A 15,398-nucleotide genomic window follows, 5' to 3' on the forward strand; every position below is an offset into this window, starting at 1 on the left:
GCAGCCGGTCAATCAGCGACTGTCGCAGCGACGCGCTCCAGAAAAGCGGCGACTGCGACAGCCGTCCTCTCCAGATAGTCAGCGTGGGTGAACCCCGACACCTTCGTTGGCTTGAGATCGTGATCGCCGGACTCCAGCCAGAGCACCTCGACACCCGGCGCAAGTGCATAGCCTTCGACCTCCGCCGCCGCGCCCATGCGATCGCGCGTCCCCTGCACGATCAGAGCCGGCGTTCGAAGCCCCTCCAGATGCGCAACACGCGGTTTGTCCTGCTTGCCTGGTGCGTGGAATGGATAGCCCAGACAGATCAGTGCATCCGCGCCCAGCTCGTCCGCCAGCATGCTCGCCATGCGTCCCCCCATGGACTTGCCACCTATTGCCAACACACCTGTGACCTGGCGTCGCACACTGGCGTAGACCTGACGCCACGAATCAAGCAGCTGTGCCTGTGGATTGGGGGGACGCCGGATCCCGTCCTGGCGGCGTGCAGCCATGTACGAAAACTCGAAGCGCACAACCGCCACACCCCGTACCGCTAAGTGCTGCGCCATCGACTCCATGAACGGGCTATCCATCGGCGCTCCCGCCCCATGGGCGAGCAGCAACGTCGCATGCGACGAGGCGCCCGGAAGCGTCCAGAACCAAGGCTCAGAAGCACCGTCCTGAAGACGTTGATCCGTATCAATACCCCTCCCGCCCCCTTTCACCATCCTTGCCCCGCTTTATTAGAAATCTGCCCAAAACCGTGGATGGAAGCCCATACATGAACACAGCAACCAGTACCGCCTACAACTACAAGGTGGTCCGCCAATTCGCCATTATGACGGTGGTTTGGGGAATCGTCGGGATGGGGCTCGGCGTATTCATCGCCGCCCAATTGGCCTGGCCGGAACTTAACCTTAATCTTCCCTGGACCAGCTTCGGTCGTTTGCGACCACTGCATACCAATGCGGTGATCTTCGCTTTCGGCGGTTGCGCATTGTTTTCCACCACCTACTACGCGGTGCAACGCACCTGCCAGACGCGCCTCTTCGCACCGAAGCTGGCGGCTTTCACATTCTGGGGCTGGCAATTGGTGATCGTGCTCGCAGCGGTAACTCTGCCGCTGGGTTACACGACCTCGAAAGAATACGCCGAGCTGGAATGGCCCATCGACCTGTTGATCACGGTAGTGTGGGTAAGCTACGCAATCGTCTTCTTTGGCACCCTGATCACCCGAAAAACCACCCACATATACGTGGGTAACTGGTTCTTTGGAGCGTTCATCCTGACCGTCGCCCTGCTGCACGTGGTGAACAACCTGGAAATCCCGGTTACCTTCACCAAGTCCTACTCGCTTTACTCGGGTGCGACCGATGCAATGATCCAGTGGTGGTATGGCCACAACGCAGTAGGCTTCTTCCTCACTGCAGGCTTCCTCGGAATGATGTACTACTTCGTACCGAAGCAAGCCGGTCGTCCGGTTTACTCCTACCGCCTCTCGATTGTGCACTTCTGGGCACTGATCGCCGTTTACATCTGGGCAGGTCCTCACCACCTGCACTACACCGCGCTTCCAGACTGGGCCCAAAGCCTAGGCATGGTTATGTCGCTGATTCTTCTGGCTCCGAGCTGGGGCGGCATGATCAACGGGATGATGACGCTGTCTGGTGCCTGGCACAAACTGCGTACAGACCCGATCCTGCGCTTCCTGGTCGTATCGCTTGCCTTCTACGGCATGTCGACCTTCGAAGGCCCGATGATGGCGATCAAGACCGTCAACGCGCTCTCTCACTACACCGACTGGACGATCGGTCACGTACACGCCGGCGCTCTTGGCTGGGTAGCGATGGTCTCCATCGGTTCGCTCTACCACATGATTCCGAAGATCTTTGGCCGCGAGCAGATGCACAGCGTCGGCTTGATCAACGGTCACTTCTGGCTCGCAACCATCGGCACCGTACTCTACATCGCCTCCATGTGGGTAAACGGTATCGCCCAAGGCCTGATGTGGCGCGCAGTCAACGAAGACGGAACTCTGACCTACTCCTTTGCTGAAACGCTGGTAGCGAGCCACCCAGGCTTCGTAGTCCGCGTTATCGGTGGCGCGATCTTCTTCAGCGGCATGCTGCTGATGGCCTACAACACCTGGCGCACCGTGCGTGACGCCGAGCCGGCGCAGATCGAAGCTTCGGCGAAGATGGCCTAAGGAGAGCTCGCGATGAAAAAGCATGAAATTCTTGAGAAAAACGTCGGCTTGCTCGCCCTGTTCATGGTTCTGGCAGTAAGCATCGGCGGCCTGGTTCAGATCGTGCCGCTGTTCTTTCAGCAGGAAACTACGCAGCCGGTCGAGGGCCTCAAGCCCTATACCGCACTGCAGCTGGAAGGCCGCGATATCTACATTCGTGAAGGCTGCGTAGGTTGCCATTCGCAAATGGTCCGTCCGTTCCGCGCCGAAACTGAGCGCTACGGCCACTACTCGGTCGCCGGTGAAAGCGTATGGGATCACCCCTTCCTCTGGGGCTCCAAGCGTACCGGCCCGGACCTGGCTCGTGTCGGCGCTCGCTACTCTGACGATTGGCACCGTGCGCACCTGTACAACCCGCGCAACGTCGTCCCCGAATCGAAGATGCCTGCATATCCCTGGCTGGTCGAAAACCGTCTCGACGGCAAAGATACCGCAGCGAAACTAAAGGCCATGAAAACCCTGGGTGTTCCTTACACCGATGACGACATCGGCTCCGCTGCCGATTCCGTCAAAGGAAAAACCGAGATGGACGCGTTGGTCGCCTATCTGCAGGTTCTGGGAACCTCACTGAAGAATAAACGGTAACGCTATGGATATCGGGACTCTACGCGGGCTGGGCACGGTGTTGGTGTTTGTAGCTATCGTCGGCGTCGTGCTTTGGGCCTACAGCAGTCGGCGTAAGCAAAGCTTCGATGAAGCCGCCAATTTGCCTTTCGCTGATGAGCCCAAAACCAAAGCGTACGACCAGCAAGATTCTAGGAGTAACAACGAATGACTTCTTTCTGGAGTTGGTACATAACCCTCCTGACCATCGGCACGTTAGTGGCGCTGCTCTGGTTGGTTTTCGCCACTCGCAAGGGCGAACAAAAAGGCAGTACCGATCAGACGCTGGGGCACTCCTTCGATGGCATCGAGGAGTATGACAATCCGCTGCCGAAATGGTGGTTCCTGCTTTTCGTTGGGACTATCGTCTTTGCAATTGTTTACTTGGCACTCTATCCGGGCCTTGGCAACTGGAAAGGTGTACTCCCGGGTTATGAAGGCGGCTGGACTCAAGACAAGCAATGGCAGCGTGAAGTTGACAGAGCGAATGCCGAGTACGGCCCCATCTTTGCCAAGTACGCATCGATGAGCATTGCCGATGTTGCTAAGGATGAGCATGCTCTGAAAATGGGCGGACGCCTCTTTGCAACCTACTGTTCGGTTTGCCACGGCTCGGATGCCAAAGGCGCGGTTGGCTTTCCCAATCTCACCGATAGCAACTGGCGCTGGGGCGGCGACCCCGACACCATCAAGACCAGCATCCTGCAAGGTCGCATTGCCGCCATGCCAGCATGGGGGGAGATCCTCGGCGAAGATGGCGTGAAGAACGTAGCGGCCTACGTTCGGCAGGAGCTAGCCGGGCAAAAGCTGCCGGAAGGTGTCCAGGTTGACGTCGCGGCAGGCCAGCAGGTTTTCAATGGAAACTGTGCGGCGTGCCACGGGGCAACGGGCCAGGGCACGCCAGTGATGGGCGCACCTGACCTGACACACCCTGCTGGTTGGATCTATGGCTCCAGCCTCGCGCAAATACAGCAGACCGTACGCTATGGCCGTAACGGCCAAATGCCAGCACAAGAAGATCACCTTGGTAACGATAAGGTCCATCTGCTTGCTGCCTATGTGTACAGCCTTTCGCAACAGCAACCTGAACACGTAGCAGGTAAATAAGCCTCAGCTGATGGCGGCGCGAAAGCGCCGCCATTGTTCTTTCGCAGAAACCCATATGCGACCAAGCGTCGCACTACCTATCGACACCCCTCCCCCTCCCCAAAAGCCATCCGCTAAGCTCTAGTGCTCTTGCGGCGCCGGCTACCCCCCAACTCATGGGCTATACCCATTAGCCGCCACCCGACTAATAAGCAGATAGTCCGCTATCACAACGCCTAGCGATAGATCGAGCTGCCGGCAACATCATTGCATTGGCTAGGGGCTTTCTACATACTGCCGCCGCTTTTTTGTCCCTTTGATTCCTCCATTAACCGTGGAACCCTTAGCATGAGCACAGCAATCCATCAAACTGCTTATAACTACAAGGTGGTCCGCCAGTTCGCCATTATGACGGTGATCTGGGGGGTCGTTGGAATGGGACTTGGTGTCCTGATTGCTGCGCAGCTAGTATGGCCGGAGCTCAATTTCGACACTCCCTGGGCCAGCTTTGGCCGCTTGCGACCGCTTCATACGAACGCAGTAATTTTCGCTTTCGGAGGATGTGCGCTCTTTGCTACATCTTATTATGTCGTGCAGCGGACATCGCAAACGCGCCTTATTTCTGACGGCCTCGCTGCGTTTACATTTTGGGGATGGCAGGCGGTAATAGTGTTAGCAGTGATAACCCTGCCGCTGGGTTACACTTCTTCGAAGGAATACGCTGAGCTTGAATGGCCCATCGACATACTGATCACCATTGTATGGGTCAGTTATGCAATCACTTTTTTCGGCACGATAGTCAAACGCAAGACCAAACATATCTATGTTGGAAACTGGTTTTACGGCGGATTCATTTTGACGGTCGCTTTGCTCCATGTCGTGAACAACATGGAGCTGCCTGTAGGTGCCTTCAAGTCTTATTCCCTTTACTCGGGCGCCACTGATGCGATGATTCAATGGTGGTATGGCCATAACGCCGTCGGTTTCTTTCTGACTGCGGGCTTTTTGGGAATGATGTATTACTTTGTTCCCAAACAAGCCGAGCGCCCTATCTATTCCTATCGTCTCTCAATCGTGCACTTCTGGGCATTGATCTCTGTCTATATTTGGGCAGGTCCGCACCACTTGCACTACACCGCGTTGCCGGACTGGGCGCAGAGCCTGGGCATGGCGATGTCGATCATCCTCCTGGCGCCGAGCTGGGGCGGCATGATCAACGGGATGATGACGCTGTCTGGTGCCTGGCACAAACTGCGTACAGACCCGATCCTGCGCTTCCTGGTCGTATCGCTTGCCTTCTACGGCATGTCGACCTTCGAAGGCCCGATGATGGCGATCAAGACCGTCAACGCGCTCTCCCACTACACCGATTGGACCATTGGCCACGTGCACGCTGGCGCGCTCGGCTGGGTAGCGATGATCTCAATCGGCTCGTTGTACCACCTGATCCCCAAGGTTTTTTCTCGTCAGCAAATGCACAGCGTGGGATTGATCAATGCACACTTCTGGCTCGCAACGATTGGCACGGTGCTCTATATCGCATCGATGTGGGTTAACGGCATCACCCAAGGCTTGATGTGGCGTGCAATCAACGAAGACGGCACTCTCACCTACTCCTTCGTCGAAGCGCTGGAAGCCAGTCATCCTGGTTATCTGGTTCGCATGATCGGTGGCGCGTTCTTCCTCAGCGGCATGTTGCTGATGGCATACAACACATGGCGCACTGTGCGCTCAGCCAAGCCGGCGGAATATGAAGCTGCCGCTCAGATCGCCTAAGGAGCCGACGTAAAATGAAGCAACATGAAATAGTCGAAAAGAATGTAGGTTTGCTGGCACTGTTCATGGTCTTGGCGGTGAGTATCGGCGGTCTCGTTCAGATCGTCCCGCTGTTTTTCCAGGCCGAGACCAATACGCCCGTTGAGGGCATGCAGCCACGCACCGCGCTTCAGCTTGAAGGCCGCGATATCTACATCCGCGAAGGCTGCGTTGGCTGCCACTCACAGATGGTTCGCCCGTTCCGCGCCGAAACGGAACGCTACGGTCACTATTCGGTTGCCGGCGAAAGCGTATGGGATCACCCCTTCCTCTGGGGCTCCAAGCGCACCGGCCCGGACCTCGCGCGGGTAGGCGGACGCTACTCGGACGACTGGCAACGTGCGCACCTCTACAACCCCCGCAACGTCGTCCCCGAATCGAAGATGCCGGCTTATCCGTGGCTGGTCGAAAATCGCCTGGATGGAAAGGACACCGCCCGCAAGCTGGAGGCGATGCGCACCTTGGGCGTGCCATACACCGACGAAGATATCGCTGGAGCCAGGGATGCCGTTAAAGGCAAGACCGAAATGGACGCGCTCGTCGCGTTCCTGCAGTCCCTGGGCACCTCAATCAAGAACAAACGGTAACGCATGATGGACATAGGGACTATTCGTGGGCTGGGCACCCTGCTGGTGTTCGTCGCCTTTGTCGGTCTGGTGATCTGGGCCTATAGCAGCAAACGCAAAAGAAGCTTCGACGAAGCTGCCAACCTGCCTTTCGCCGATGAACAGACCCCGTCCGCAGAGCGCGACGAGCAAGCTTCTAGGAGTAAAAGCGAATGACCACTTTCTGGAGTTGGTACATCACTCTGCTGACCAGCGGGACGATACTGGCCCTGCTGTGGCTGATCTTCGCGACGCGCAAGGGGCAACGCCCCGAGGCGACGGAAGACACCGTGGGCCACGCGTTCGATGGCATCGAGGAATATGACAATCCGCTGCCGAAATGGTGGTTCATGCTGTTCCTCGGCACGATCATTTTTGCCATCGGCTATCTGGTGCTTTATCCCGGAATGGGCAACTGGAAAGGCCTTCTGCCGGGTTATACCGAGGTCAAGGAAGGCAAGCCGTTTGAAAATGGCCAAGCCGGTTGGACGGGCGTGCACCAGTGGGAAAAGGAGATGGACCGCGCCGAGCAGCAGTACGGCCCGCTGTATGCGAAGTACGCAGCGATGCCGGTAGAGGAAGTCGCCAAGGACCCTCAGGCATTGAAAATGGGCGGGCGTCTGTTTGCCTCAAACTGCTCGGTCTGCCATGGTTCTGATGCGAAGGGAGCTTATGGCTTCCCGAATCTGACCGATAAAGACTGGCTGTATGGCGGCGAAGCGGCCACGATCAAGACCACCATTCTCAAGGGTCGCCAGGGCGCCATGCCGGCATGGCTGGCAGTCATCGGCGAGGACGGCATCAAGAACGTGGCGGGTTACGTGCGTAGCCTTTCCGGGCTGAAAAATCCGGACGGAATCGACCTTGCCGCAGGTCAAGAGATATTCAAAGCCAACTGTGTAGCCTGTCACGGACCTGAAGGGAAAGGCACCCAAGCCTTGGGCGCCCCGAATCTCAGTGACAAGATTTGGCTGTACGGCTCAAGCTTCAATCAGGTTCAGCAGACTCTGCGCTATGGCCGTAACGGCCGCATGCCCGCTCAGGAAGAGCACCTCGGCAACGACAAAGTGCACCTTCTGGCCGCCTACGTTTACAGCCTTTCGCAACAACCTGCTGGCGCGGAGAAGTAACGCTCAAGCGCGATCCTGCCGAACATCGACAGGGCCACGCATGACATACGCGGCAGGAAAACTGACCCAGGCCGGCATGTACCGGTCTGGGCATTCTTAAAGCCGTGGTATGAGTATGACTGAGCAGATCCCCGTTCGAGATGTCACCCCACCGGTCAAAGCCGTCGACAACGTCGACCTTTACGCCAAGCGTGAAAAAATCTACACGCGAGCCTTCACCGGGTTGTTTCGCAACCTTCGCCGTGTAGGCGGCGCACTGCTCTTCCTTCTCTACTTCGGCACTGCGTGGATCAATTGGGGCGGCCATCAGGCGGTCTGGTGGAACCTGCCAGAACGCAAGTTCTATATCTTCGGCGCCACTTTCTGGCCGCAGGACTTCGTTCTGCTCTCCTGGCTGCTGATCATCTGCGCCTTCGGCCTGTTCTTCATCACGGTGTTCGCCGGGCGCGTATGGTGCGGGTACACCTGCCCACAGAGCGTTTGGACCTGGATATTCATGTGGGCGGAAAAGGTCAGTGAAGGCGACCGCAACCAGCGCATGAAACTGGATAAGGCGCCGATGAGTGCCAACAAGTTCTTCCGCAAGCTGGCCAAGCACAGCATTTGGATTGGCGTCTCGCTGATCACCGCCATCACCTTCGTCGGTTATTTCACACCGATACGTGAGCTCGTACCTCACCTGCTCGCATTCAACATTGATGGCTGGGCGCTGTTCTGGGTTGGCTTCTTTACCCTCGCGACTTATGGAAATGCCGGCTATCTGCGTGAGCAGGTCTGCGTCTACATGTGCCCCTATGCACGCTTCCAGAGCGTGATGTTCGACAAGGACACCCTGATCGTGTCCTACGACCCACGCCGCGGCGAAACACGCGGGCCGCGCAAGAAAAGCGTCGACTACAAGGCCCAGGGCCTGGGCGATTGCATCGACTGCACCATGTGCGTCCAGGTGTGCCCCACCGGCATCGACATCCGCGACGGTCTGCAGATCGAATGCATCGGCTGCGCCGCCTGCATCGATGCCTGCGACACCATCATGGACAAGATGAACTATCCGCGCGGGCTGATCAGCTATACCACCGAGCACAATCTCTCCGGACAGAAGACCAACCTGCTGCGCCCTCGCCTCATCGGCTATGCGGTCGCACTGGTGGCGATGATCGGTTTGTTCGCCTATGCGATCTCGGCCCGCCCACTGGTTCAGATCGATGTGCTCAAGGATCGTGTGCTGTACCGCGAGAACGAAGAAGGCAGGATCGAGAACGTCTACACGCTGAAACTGATGAACAAGGCCCAGCATGACGTGACCTTGGTGATCGAAGCGGACGGTATCGAAGGCCTGCAGTATCAGGGCAAGGCGGAGGTCCGAGTCGCGGCAGGCGAGGTCCTCTCGATCCCCGTCGAGCTTTCCGTCGACCCAGAGAAACTGCCATCAAGCACCAACAAGGTCATGTTCCGCATCAGATCCGCCGATGACTCCACCCTCGAAAACGAAGCCGACAGCCGATTCATTGGCCCAAGCGTTCGCTAACTAAGGATTCTTATGCAAGCCGAAGTAGTAAGCAGTTGGTACAAGCAACCTTGGGCGTGGTTCGTCATCGCATTGCTCGCATTTTCCGTAGTTCTTGGGCTTTCCCTGCTGACGATCGCAATCCGCAACTCCGACAGCCTCGTGGTGGACAACTATTACGACGCCGGCAAGGGCATCAATACATCGCTGGACCGTGAGGTGCTCGCGCGCCAGTTGAAGATGAGTGCCGAGTTGGTGATGGACGAAAACACCGGCGTCGCTGAAATCCATCTTAAGGGCATCAGCCAGCCGCAGCAGATCGTGCTCAACCTGATCTCGCCCACCCAGCCAGAAAAAGATCGGCGAATAGTGCTGCAACCGCAGGGCGACGGCGTCTACCAGGGGCAAACCCAGGAGCCGATCGAAGGCCGTCGCTTCGTTGAGCTGCTTGGCACGGAGGGCGGCAAGGACTGGCGCCTGTTCGAAGAAGAGGAAGTCGCTCCCGGTCGGCAAATCCTGCTCGGCGACTGAGCCGCCGCATGAGCAGTACGCCCATATCTTGCTATCACTGCGGCCTGCCGGTCACCACCGGAGACCGCTTCCAGGCCCGCGTGCTGGGCGAGACGCGGGCCTTGTGCTGTCCAGGTTGCCAGGCGGTCGCCGAAGCGATCATCGCTGGCGGACTGGAGAGCTACTACAAGCACCGCAGCGAAACCTCGGCGAATCCGGAAGCCCTGCCCCGTGCCCTCACCGATGAACTCGCGCTGTACGACCGCAGCGACGTACAGCAGCCGTTCGTGCGCCACGAGAATGATCTCGCCAGCACCAGCCTGATGATCGAAGGGATTAGTTGCGCGGCCTGCGGCTGGCTGATCGAAAAGCATCTGCGCGGTGTCGATGGCATCGCCGAGGTGCACCTCAATCTGTCCAATCAGCGTCTACAAGTAAGCTGGGACGATGCCCGAGTTCCATTGAGCCAGTTGCTTCAGGAGTTGCGTCGGATCGGCTATGCCGGCTACCCGTATCAGGCCGACGCAGCCGCCGAGCGGCTCAATCAGGAAAACCGCCGGGCACTGCGACAGCTGGGACTGGCCGGGCTGCTGTGGATGCAAGTGATGATGGCGGCCATGGCTACATGGCCAGAGTTCAACCTCGATCTGTCGCCAGAGTTGGACAAGATCCTGCGCTGGGTCAGCCTGTTCCTCACCACACCGATCGTCTTCTACTGCTGCGGCTCGTTTTTCCGCGGCGCACTACGCGACCTGCGCACCCGTCACCTGACCATGGACGTCTCGGTGTCGCTGGCGATCGGTGGCGCCTACCTCGCCGGCATCTGGTCGACGGTGACAGGCGTCGGCGAGCTGTACTTCGATGCCGTCGGCATGTTCGCCTTGTTCCTTCTCTCCGGCCGCTATCTCGAACGCCGCGCCCGCGAACGCACCGCCGCCGCCACCGCGCAACTGGTCAACCTGCTGCCGGCCTCCTGCCTGCGATTGGATTCGGCGGGCCAGAGCGAGCGCATTCTGCTCAGCGAGCTGGCGATCGGCGATCGGGTGCTGGTGCCGCCGGGCTCGCTGCTGCCTGCCGACGGGCGCATTCTCGAGGGTCAGTCGAGCATCGACGAATCGCTGCTGACAGGCGAGTACCTTCCCCTTGCACGCGCCCAGGGCGACAGCGTTACCGCAGGCACGCTCAACGTCGAAGGCCCCCTGAAGGTCGAGGTTCAGGCCTTGGGCGACGATACCCGTCTTTCGGCGATCGTCCGCTTGCTGGAGCGTGCCCAGGCGGATAAACCACGGCTCGCGGAACTGGCCGATCGTGTGGCTCAGTGGTTCCTCCTGATAGTGCTGGCCATCACGGCCGCAGTCGGCCTCTACTGGTGGCAGATCGATCACCAGCGTGCCTTCTGGATCGTCCTCGCCCTGCTGGTCGCCACCTGCCCCTGTGCTCTATCGCTGGCAACGCCTACCGCGCTGACCACGGCCACCGGAAGCCTGCACAAGCTCGGCCTGCTGCTTACCCGTGGGCACTTCCTCGAAGGCCTGAACCGCATCGATACGGTGATCTTCGACAAGACGGGAACGCTCACCGAAGGTCGGCTGACCCTCGGCGGGATTTACCCGCTGCGTGATCTCGATGCCGACACCTGCCTGGCCCTCGCCGCCGCGCTGGAGAACCGCTCCGAGCACCCGATCGCCAAGGCGTTCGGCCGCGCGCCCCAGGCCGCCGAACGGGTCGAAAGCGCCCCGGGGCTTGGGCTCGAAGGCTGGGTCGAGGGCCGCCAGCTACGCATCGGTCAGCCCGCCTTCGTCGCCTCGCTCACGGCCGGGTCGGCTCCCGAGATACCGGGTGATCAGGGCCAATGGTTGTTGTTGGGTGACAACCTGGGGCCGCTAGCCTGGCTGGTGTTGAACGACCGTCTGCGCGCGGATGCTCCCGCGCTCGTCGACGCCTGCCGCGCGCGCAACTGGAAGGTACTGCTGCTCTCCGGCGACAGCTCGCCGATGGTGGGCGAGATCGCCGCACAGCTCGGCATAGACGACGCCCGCGGAGGACTTACCCCCGAAGCCAAGTTGACCGTTCTTCGCGAGCTGCGCGACAGCGGAAGGCATGTACTGATGCTCGGTGACGGGATCAACGACGTACCGGTGCTCGCCGCCGCGGACATCAGCGTCGCCATGGGCTCGGCGACTGACCTGGCAAAAACCAGCGCCGACGCCGTGCTTCTCTCCAATCGCCTCGACAGCCTGGTTCAGGCGTTCCGTATCGCCCGGCGCACTCGACGCATCATCATCGAAAACCTCGGTTGGGCGTGCTTGTATAATGGCTGCGTCCTGCCCTTCGCGGCGGTTGGCTGGGTGACTCCGCTGTGGGCGGCATTGGGTATGTCGCTGAGTTCGCTGCTGGTAGTACTGAATGCGTTGCGTCTGTCCCTGGAGAGCGACGACATCCGGCCCGCGCCCCCCCTGTCTGCCCGGCCTGAGACCGTCCAAATGGAGCATCCATGACCGCGCTGTACGTAATGATTCCGATCGCCGTTATTGTCGTCGGCCTCGCCATCTGGCTGTTCTTCTGGGCCGTCGATTCTGGCCAGTACGACGATATGGAAAGCCCGGCCCACAGCATTCTTTTCGATGACGAAGACCCACGCCACCAGGCGGGCATCGACGAAGCCGAAGGGCGTCCTGCCAAGGAACGCCCGCTTGACTGAGTTGCTGCCACTACTGGTCTCCGCGTTCATCCTCGGCCTGCTAGGCGGCGGTCACTGCCTGGGCATGTGTGGCGGCCTCATGGGGGCGCTGACCATGGCCACCCCACCCGAGCAGCGCGGACGCCGGCTACAGCTGCTGATTGGCTACAACCTCGGACGGATACTCAGCTACGCCAGCGCCGGACTGCTGATCGGCAGCGCCGGCTGGGCAGTCGCGAACAGCCCGGTGGCCCTGGGCATGCGCATCGCGGCGGGCCTGTTGCTGATCGTCATGGGGCTGTATCTGGCCGGCTGGTGGAGCGGCCTCGTCCGCATCGAGGGGCTTGGCCGGCGGCTCTGGCGCTACCTCCAGCCGCTGAGCAAACGCCTTTTGCCCGTCAACAGCCTCCCACGCGCGCTACTGTTCGGCGCGTTGTGGGGCTGGCTGCCCTGCGGGCTCGTCTATAGCACACTGCTGTGGTCGGCCAGCCAGGGCAACGCGCTGCATAGCGCGCTGTTGATGCTGGTGTTCGGACTTGGTACTTGGCCCGTGCTGCTCGCCACCGGCCTCGCAGCCGAGCGCCTGACCGCCCTGCTGCGAAAGCGCGGCGTGCGCATCGCCGGAGGGCTCTTGGTCATCCTCTTCGGCATCTGGACCCTGCCCGGCCCACACCAGGCCCTGCTGATGGGGCACGCTGGGCACACTTCAAGCCAGCATTGACGCAGCTTTGGGCATCATGTGTCAGCCGTGGCAGCGCCACCACCGCGCACGCTGAATGCGAGGCAGCTCGTCTCTGTATCGATAGCGAATCCAGACCGAAAGACCTCGCCAACCGACCGCTCGGGACGTACGAAAAGCCCTCTGCCAGAGCTGGTTGATGCAGGTCAAGGAGGCCCATGGCCGCGCCTCCTAGACTTGCCCGACCTGAATGCTACGGTACCGCCGCAATGCACGACTCCATCTGCTGGGACACCAATCTGATCCGCCGCTACGACATGGCCGGACCACGCTACACCTCCTACCCAACGGCAGTGCAGTTCAACAACGGCGTCGGTTCGTTCGATCTGCTTCATGCGCTTCGCGACAGCCGCAAAGCCATGCGCCCGCTTTCGCTTTACATCCACGTGCCGTTCTGCGCCAACATTTGCTACTACTGCGCCTGCAACAAGGTGGTCACGAAGGACCGCGGTCGCGCACTACCCTATCTCGAGCGGCTGGAAAAAGAGATCGAACTGATCGCCTGTCACCTCGACCCGCACCAGACCGTGGAGCAGCTGCATTTCGGCGGCGGCACGCCGACGTTCCTTAGCCACGACGAACTGCGTCGGCTCATGGGCCATCTGCGCAAACACTTCAATCTGCTGGATGACGACTCAGGCGACTACGGCATTGAGATCGACCCGCGCGAAGCCGACTGGTCGACCATGGGTCTGCTCCGCGAACTCGGTTTCAACCGCGTGAGCCTGGGTGTTCAGGATCTCGATCCCGACGTACAGCGCGCCGTGAACCGTCTGCAGAGCCTCGAAGAAACGCGCGCCATCGTCGATGCCGCACACACCCTGCAGTTCCGCTCGGTAAACATTGACTTGATTTACGGCCTGCCCAAGCAGGACCCGGAACGCTTCGCCCGGACGGTCGAAGAAGTCATCGCCTTGCAACCGGATCGCCTGTCGGTGTTCAACTATGCGCACCTGCCGGAACGCTTCATGCCGCAGCGGCGGATCAACGCTGCCGAGCTGCCGAGCCCGGCGAAAAAACTGGAAATGCTGCAGACCAGCATCGACCAGTTGACCGCGGCAGGTTATCGCTACATCGGCATGGACCACTTCGCCCTGCCGGACGACGAGCTGGCCATCGCCCAGGAAGATGGCACCCTGCAGCGCAACTTCCAGGGCTACACCACCCATGGCCACTGCGATCTGATCGGCCTTGGCGTCTCGGCCATCAGTCAGATCGGCGATCTTTACAGCCAAAACAGCAGCGATCTGAACAACTACCAGCAGAGCTTGGACAGCAATCAACTGGCGACACTGCGCGGCCTGCAGTGCAACGAGGACGACCGGGTCCGCCGGGCGGTCATCCAGCAACTTATCTGCGAGTTCCAACTGGATTTCGCCGATATCGAACGAGCCTACTCGATCGATTTCCGCAACTACTTTTCCGAAGTCTGGCCGCAGCTGCAGCAGATGGCGCGCGACGGGCTGATCGACCTGACGGAGGAACGCATCGAGGTCCGTCCCTCGGGACGCCTGCTGGTACGTTCCGTCTGTATGCTGTTCGATCATTACCTCGCACAGCAGAACACCCAGCGCTACTCGCGGGTCATCTGAAGGCGCATGCCTCTGCGGCATCGCAGAGGCTCGCTCGGCACACTACACCTCCCAGCGCCCCTTTGCCCCGACGCCCTTGTAGGGGGGCGGACATCTGTCGACTGGCCCTTGTTCCCCGGCTGGAGTAACCTTGCCGCTGAATTCGTCAGACCAGGTACCCCCTCATGTCCGAGTCGATCAAGGTTCGTGGACAACATCAGGCTCACTGCAAGGATTGCAGCCTGGCTCCGCTGTGCTTGCCGCTATCGCTGAATATGGAAGACATGGACGCGCTCGACGAAATCGTCAAGCGTGGCCGTCCGCTCAAAAAGGGTGAATTCCTGTTCCGCCAGGGAGATGTCTTCGGTTCCGTGTTCGCGGTGCGCTCCGGGGCGTTGAAAACCTTCAGCGTGACCGACGACGGCGAAGAGCAGATTACCGGCTTCCACCTGCCCAGCGAGCTGGTCGGCCTCTCCGGCATGGATACGGAACTCTATCCGGTCTCCGCGCAAGCGCTGGAAACCACCTCCGTTTGCGAGATACCTTTCGAGCGTCTCGACGAGCTTTCGGTACAGTTGCCGCAGCTGCGTCGCCAGTTGATGCGCGTGATGAGCCGCGAGATCCGCGACGACCAGCAGATGATGCTGTTGCTGTCGAAAAAGACGGCCGACGAGCGCATCGCCACCTTCCTGGTCAACCTGTCCGCGCGCTTCCGCGCCCGCGGCTTTTCCGCCAGCCAGTTCCGTCTGTCGATGTCGCGCAACGAGATCGGAAACTACCTCGGCCTCGCGGTCGAAACCGTCTCCCGCGTGTTCACCCGCTTCCAGCAAAACGGTCTGCTGGCTGCCGAGGGCAAGGAAGTTCACATCCTCGACCCGATCGAGCTGTGTGCCCTGGCCGGCGGCAACCTGGAGGGCTGATTCCC

At 60.0% G+C, this 15,398-nt stretch carries 16 protein-coding genes; 15 read left to right on the forward strand and 1 reads right to left on the reverse strand.

Annotated elements, in window-relative coordinates:
* Window positions 1-8 precede the first annotated feature (8 nt).
* Window positions 9-710 carry an alpha/beta family hydrolase gene (locus BLV15_RS13760; protein ID WP_090229295.1) on the reverse strand — a complete coding sequence of 234 codons (702 nt, stop codon included), beginning with the start codon at window positions 708-710 and terminating at the stop codon, window positions 9-11.
* Window positions 711-763: 53 nt separating this feature from the next.
* Between BLV15_RS13760 and ccoN (BLV15_RS13765) the strand changes: the two genes are divergently transcribed.
* The 15 genes from ccoN (BLV15_RS13765) to fnr all read left to right on the forward strand — a co-directional run bounded on the left by ccoN (BLV15_RS13765) (window position 764) and on the right by fnr (window position 15,393).
* Complete coding sequence (ccoN, locus tag BLV15_RS13765) at window positions 764-2,188, forward strand: cytochrome-c oxidase, cbb3-type subunit I (RefSeq protein ID WP_090229298.1); 1,425 nt, start codon at window positions 764-766, stop codon at window positions 2,186-2,188.
* A gap of 12 nt (window positions 2,189-2,200) precedes the next feature.
* On the forward strand, window positions 2,201-2,812 hold the full coding sequence (ccoO, locus tag BLV15_RS13770) for a cytochrome-c oxidase, cbb3-type subunit II (RefSeq protein ID WP_090229301.1): 612 nt from the start codon (window positions 2,201-2,203) through the stop codon (window positions 2,810-2,812).
* A 4-nt stretch (window positions 2,813-2,816) separates the two neighbouring features.
* Complete coding sequence (locus BLV15_RS13775; protein ID WP_090229305.1) at window positions 2,817-3,002, forward strand: cbb3-type cytochrome oxidase subunit 3; 186 nt, start codon at window positions 2,817-2,819, stop codon at window positions 3,000-3,002.
* Window positions 2,999-3,937 (forward strand): cytochrome-c oxidase, cbb3-type subunit III, encoded by a 939-nt coding sequence (gene ccoP, locus BLV15_RS13780; protein ID WP_090229306.1) that lies wholly within the window; start codon window positions 2,999-3,001, stop codon window positions 3,935-3,937. The genes BLV15_RS13775 and ccoP (BLV15_RS13780) overlap by 4 nt, the downstream gene beginning before the upstream one ends.
* Before the next feature lie 327 nt (window positions 3,938-4,264).
* Window positions 4,265-5,692 carry a cytochrome-c oxidase, cbb3-type subunit I gene (ccoN, locus tag BLV15_RS13785; protein WP_090229310.1) on the forward strand — a complete coding sequence of 476 codons (1,428 nt, stop codon included), beginning with the start codon at window positions 4,265-4,267 and terminating at the stop codon, window positions 5,690-5,692.
* Between the two features lie 14 nt (window positions 5,693-5,706).
* Window positions 5,707-6,318 (forward strand): cytochrome-c oxidase, cbb3-type subunit II, encoded by a 612-nt coding sequence (ccoO, locus tag BLV15_RS13790; protein ID WP_090229313.1) that lies wholly within the window; start codon window positions 5,707-5,709, stop codon window positions 6,316-6,318.
* Between the two features lie 6 nt (window positions 6,319-6,324).
* Window positions 6,325-6,513 (forward strand): cbb3-type cytochrome oxidase subunit 3, encoded by a 189-nt coding sequence (locus BLV15_RS13795; protein WP_090230367.1) that lies wholly within the window; start codon window positions 6,325-6,327, stop codon window positions 6,511-6,513.
* Window positions 6,510-7,466: a cytochrome-c oxidase, cbb3-type subunit III gene (gene ccoP, locus BLV15_RS13800; RefSeq protein ID WP_090229316.1), complete on the forward strand. Its 957-nt coding sequence runs from the start codon at window positions 6,510-6,512 to the stop codon at window positions 7,464-7,466. Before BLV15_RS13795 ends, ccoP (BLV15_RS13800) begins: the two co-directional genes overlap by 4 nt.
* A 115-nt stretch (window positions 7,467-7,581) precedes the next feature.
* On the forward strand, window positions 7,582-8,994 hold the full coding sequence (gene ccoG, locus BLV15_RS13805; protein ID WP_090229319.1) for a cytochrome c oxidase accessory protein CcoG: 1,413 nt from the start codon (window positions 7,582-7,584) through the stop codon (window positions 8,992-8,994).
* 12 nt (window positions 8,995-9,006) lie between these two features.
* Window positions 9,007-9,504, forward strand: a complete 498-nt coding sequence (locus BLV15_RS13810) for a FixH family protein (RefSeq protein WP_090229321.1) — start codon at window positions 9,007-9,009, stop codon at window positions 9,502-9,504.
* 8 nt (window positions 9,505-9,512) lie between these two features.
* Window positions 9,513-11,981 carry a heavy metal translocating P-type ATPase gene (locus tag BLV15_RS13815; protein WP_090229324.1) on the forward strand — a complete coding sequence of 823 codons (2,469 nt, stop codon included), beginning with the start codon at window positions 9,513-9,515 and terminating at the stop codon, window positions 11,979-11,981.
* Window positions 11,978-12,184 carry a cbb3-type cytochrome oxidase assembly protein CcoS gene (ccoS, locus tag BLV15_RS13820; RefSeq protein ID WP_090229327.1) on the forward strand — a complete coding sequence of 69 codons (207 nt, stop codon included), beginning with the start codon at window positions 11,978-11,980 and terminating at the stop codon, window positions 12,182-12,184. The genes BLV15_RS13815 and ccoS overlap by 4 nt, the downstream gene beginning before the upstream one ends.
* Window positions 12,177-12,884 carry a sulfite exporter TauE/SafE family protein gene (locus BLV15_RS13825; protein ID WP_090229330.1) on the forward strand — a complete coding sequence of 236 codons (708 nt, stop codon included), beginning with the start codon at window positions 12,177-12,179 and terminating at the stop codon, window positions 12,882-12,884. The genes ccoS and BLV15_RS13825 overlap by 8 nt, the downstream gene beginning before the upstream one ends.
* Window positions 12,885-13,111: 227 nt before the next feature.
* Entirely contained in the window at window positions 13,112-14,494 is a 1,383-nt protein-coding gene (hemN, locus tag BLV15_RS13830) for an oxygen-independent coproporphyrinogen III oxidase (protein WP_090229332.1), read from the forward strand.
* A 164-nt stretch (window positions 14,495-14,658) separates the two neighbouring features.
* Window positions 14,659-15,393 (forward strand): fumarate/nitrate reduction transcriptional regulator Fnr, encoded by a 735-nt coding sequence (gene fnr, locus BLV15_RS13835; protein ID WP_090229335.1) that lies wholly within the window; start codon window positions 14,659-14,661, stop codon window positions 15,391-15,393.
* Window positions 15,394-15,398: the final 5 nt, after the last annotated feature.

This window comes from Pseudomonas kuykendallii, assembly GCF_900106975.1.
Classification (GTDB): domain Bacteria; phylum Pseudomonadota; class Gammaproteobacteria; order Pseudomonadales; family Pseudomonadaceae; genus Pseudomonas_O; species Pseudomonas_O kuykendallii.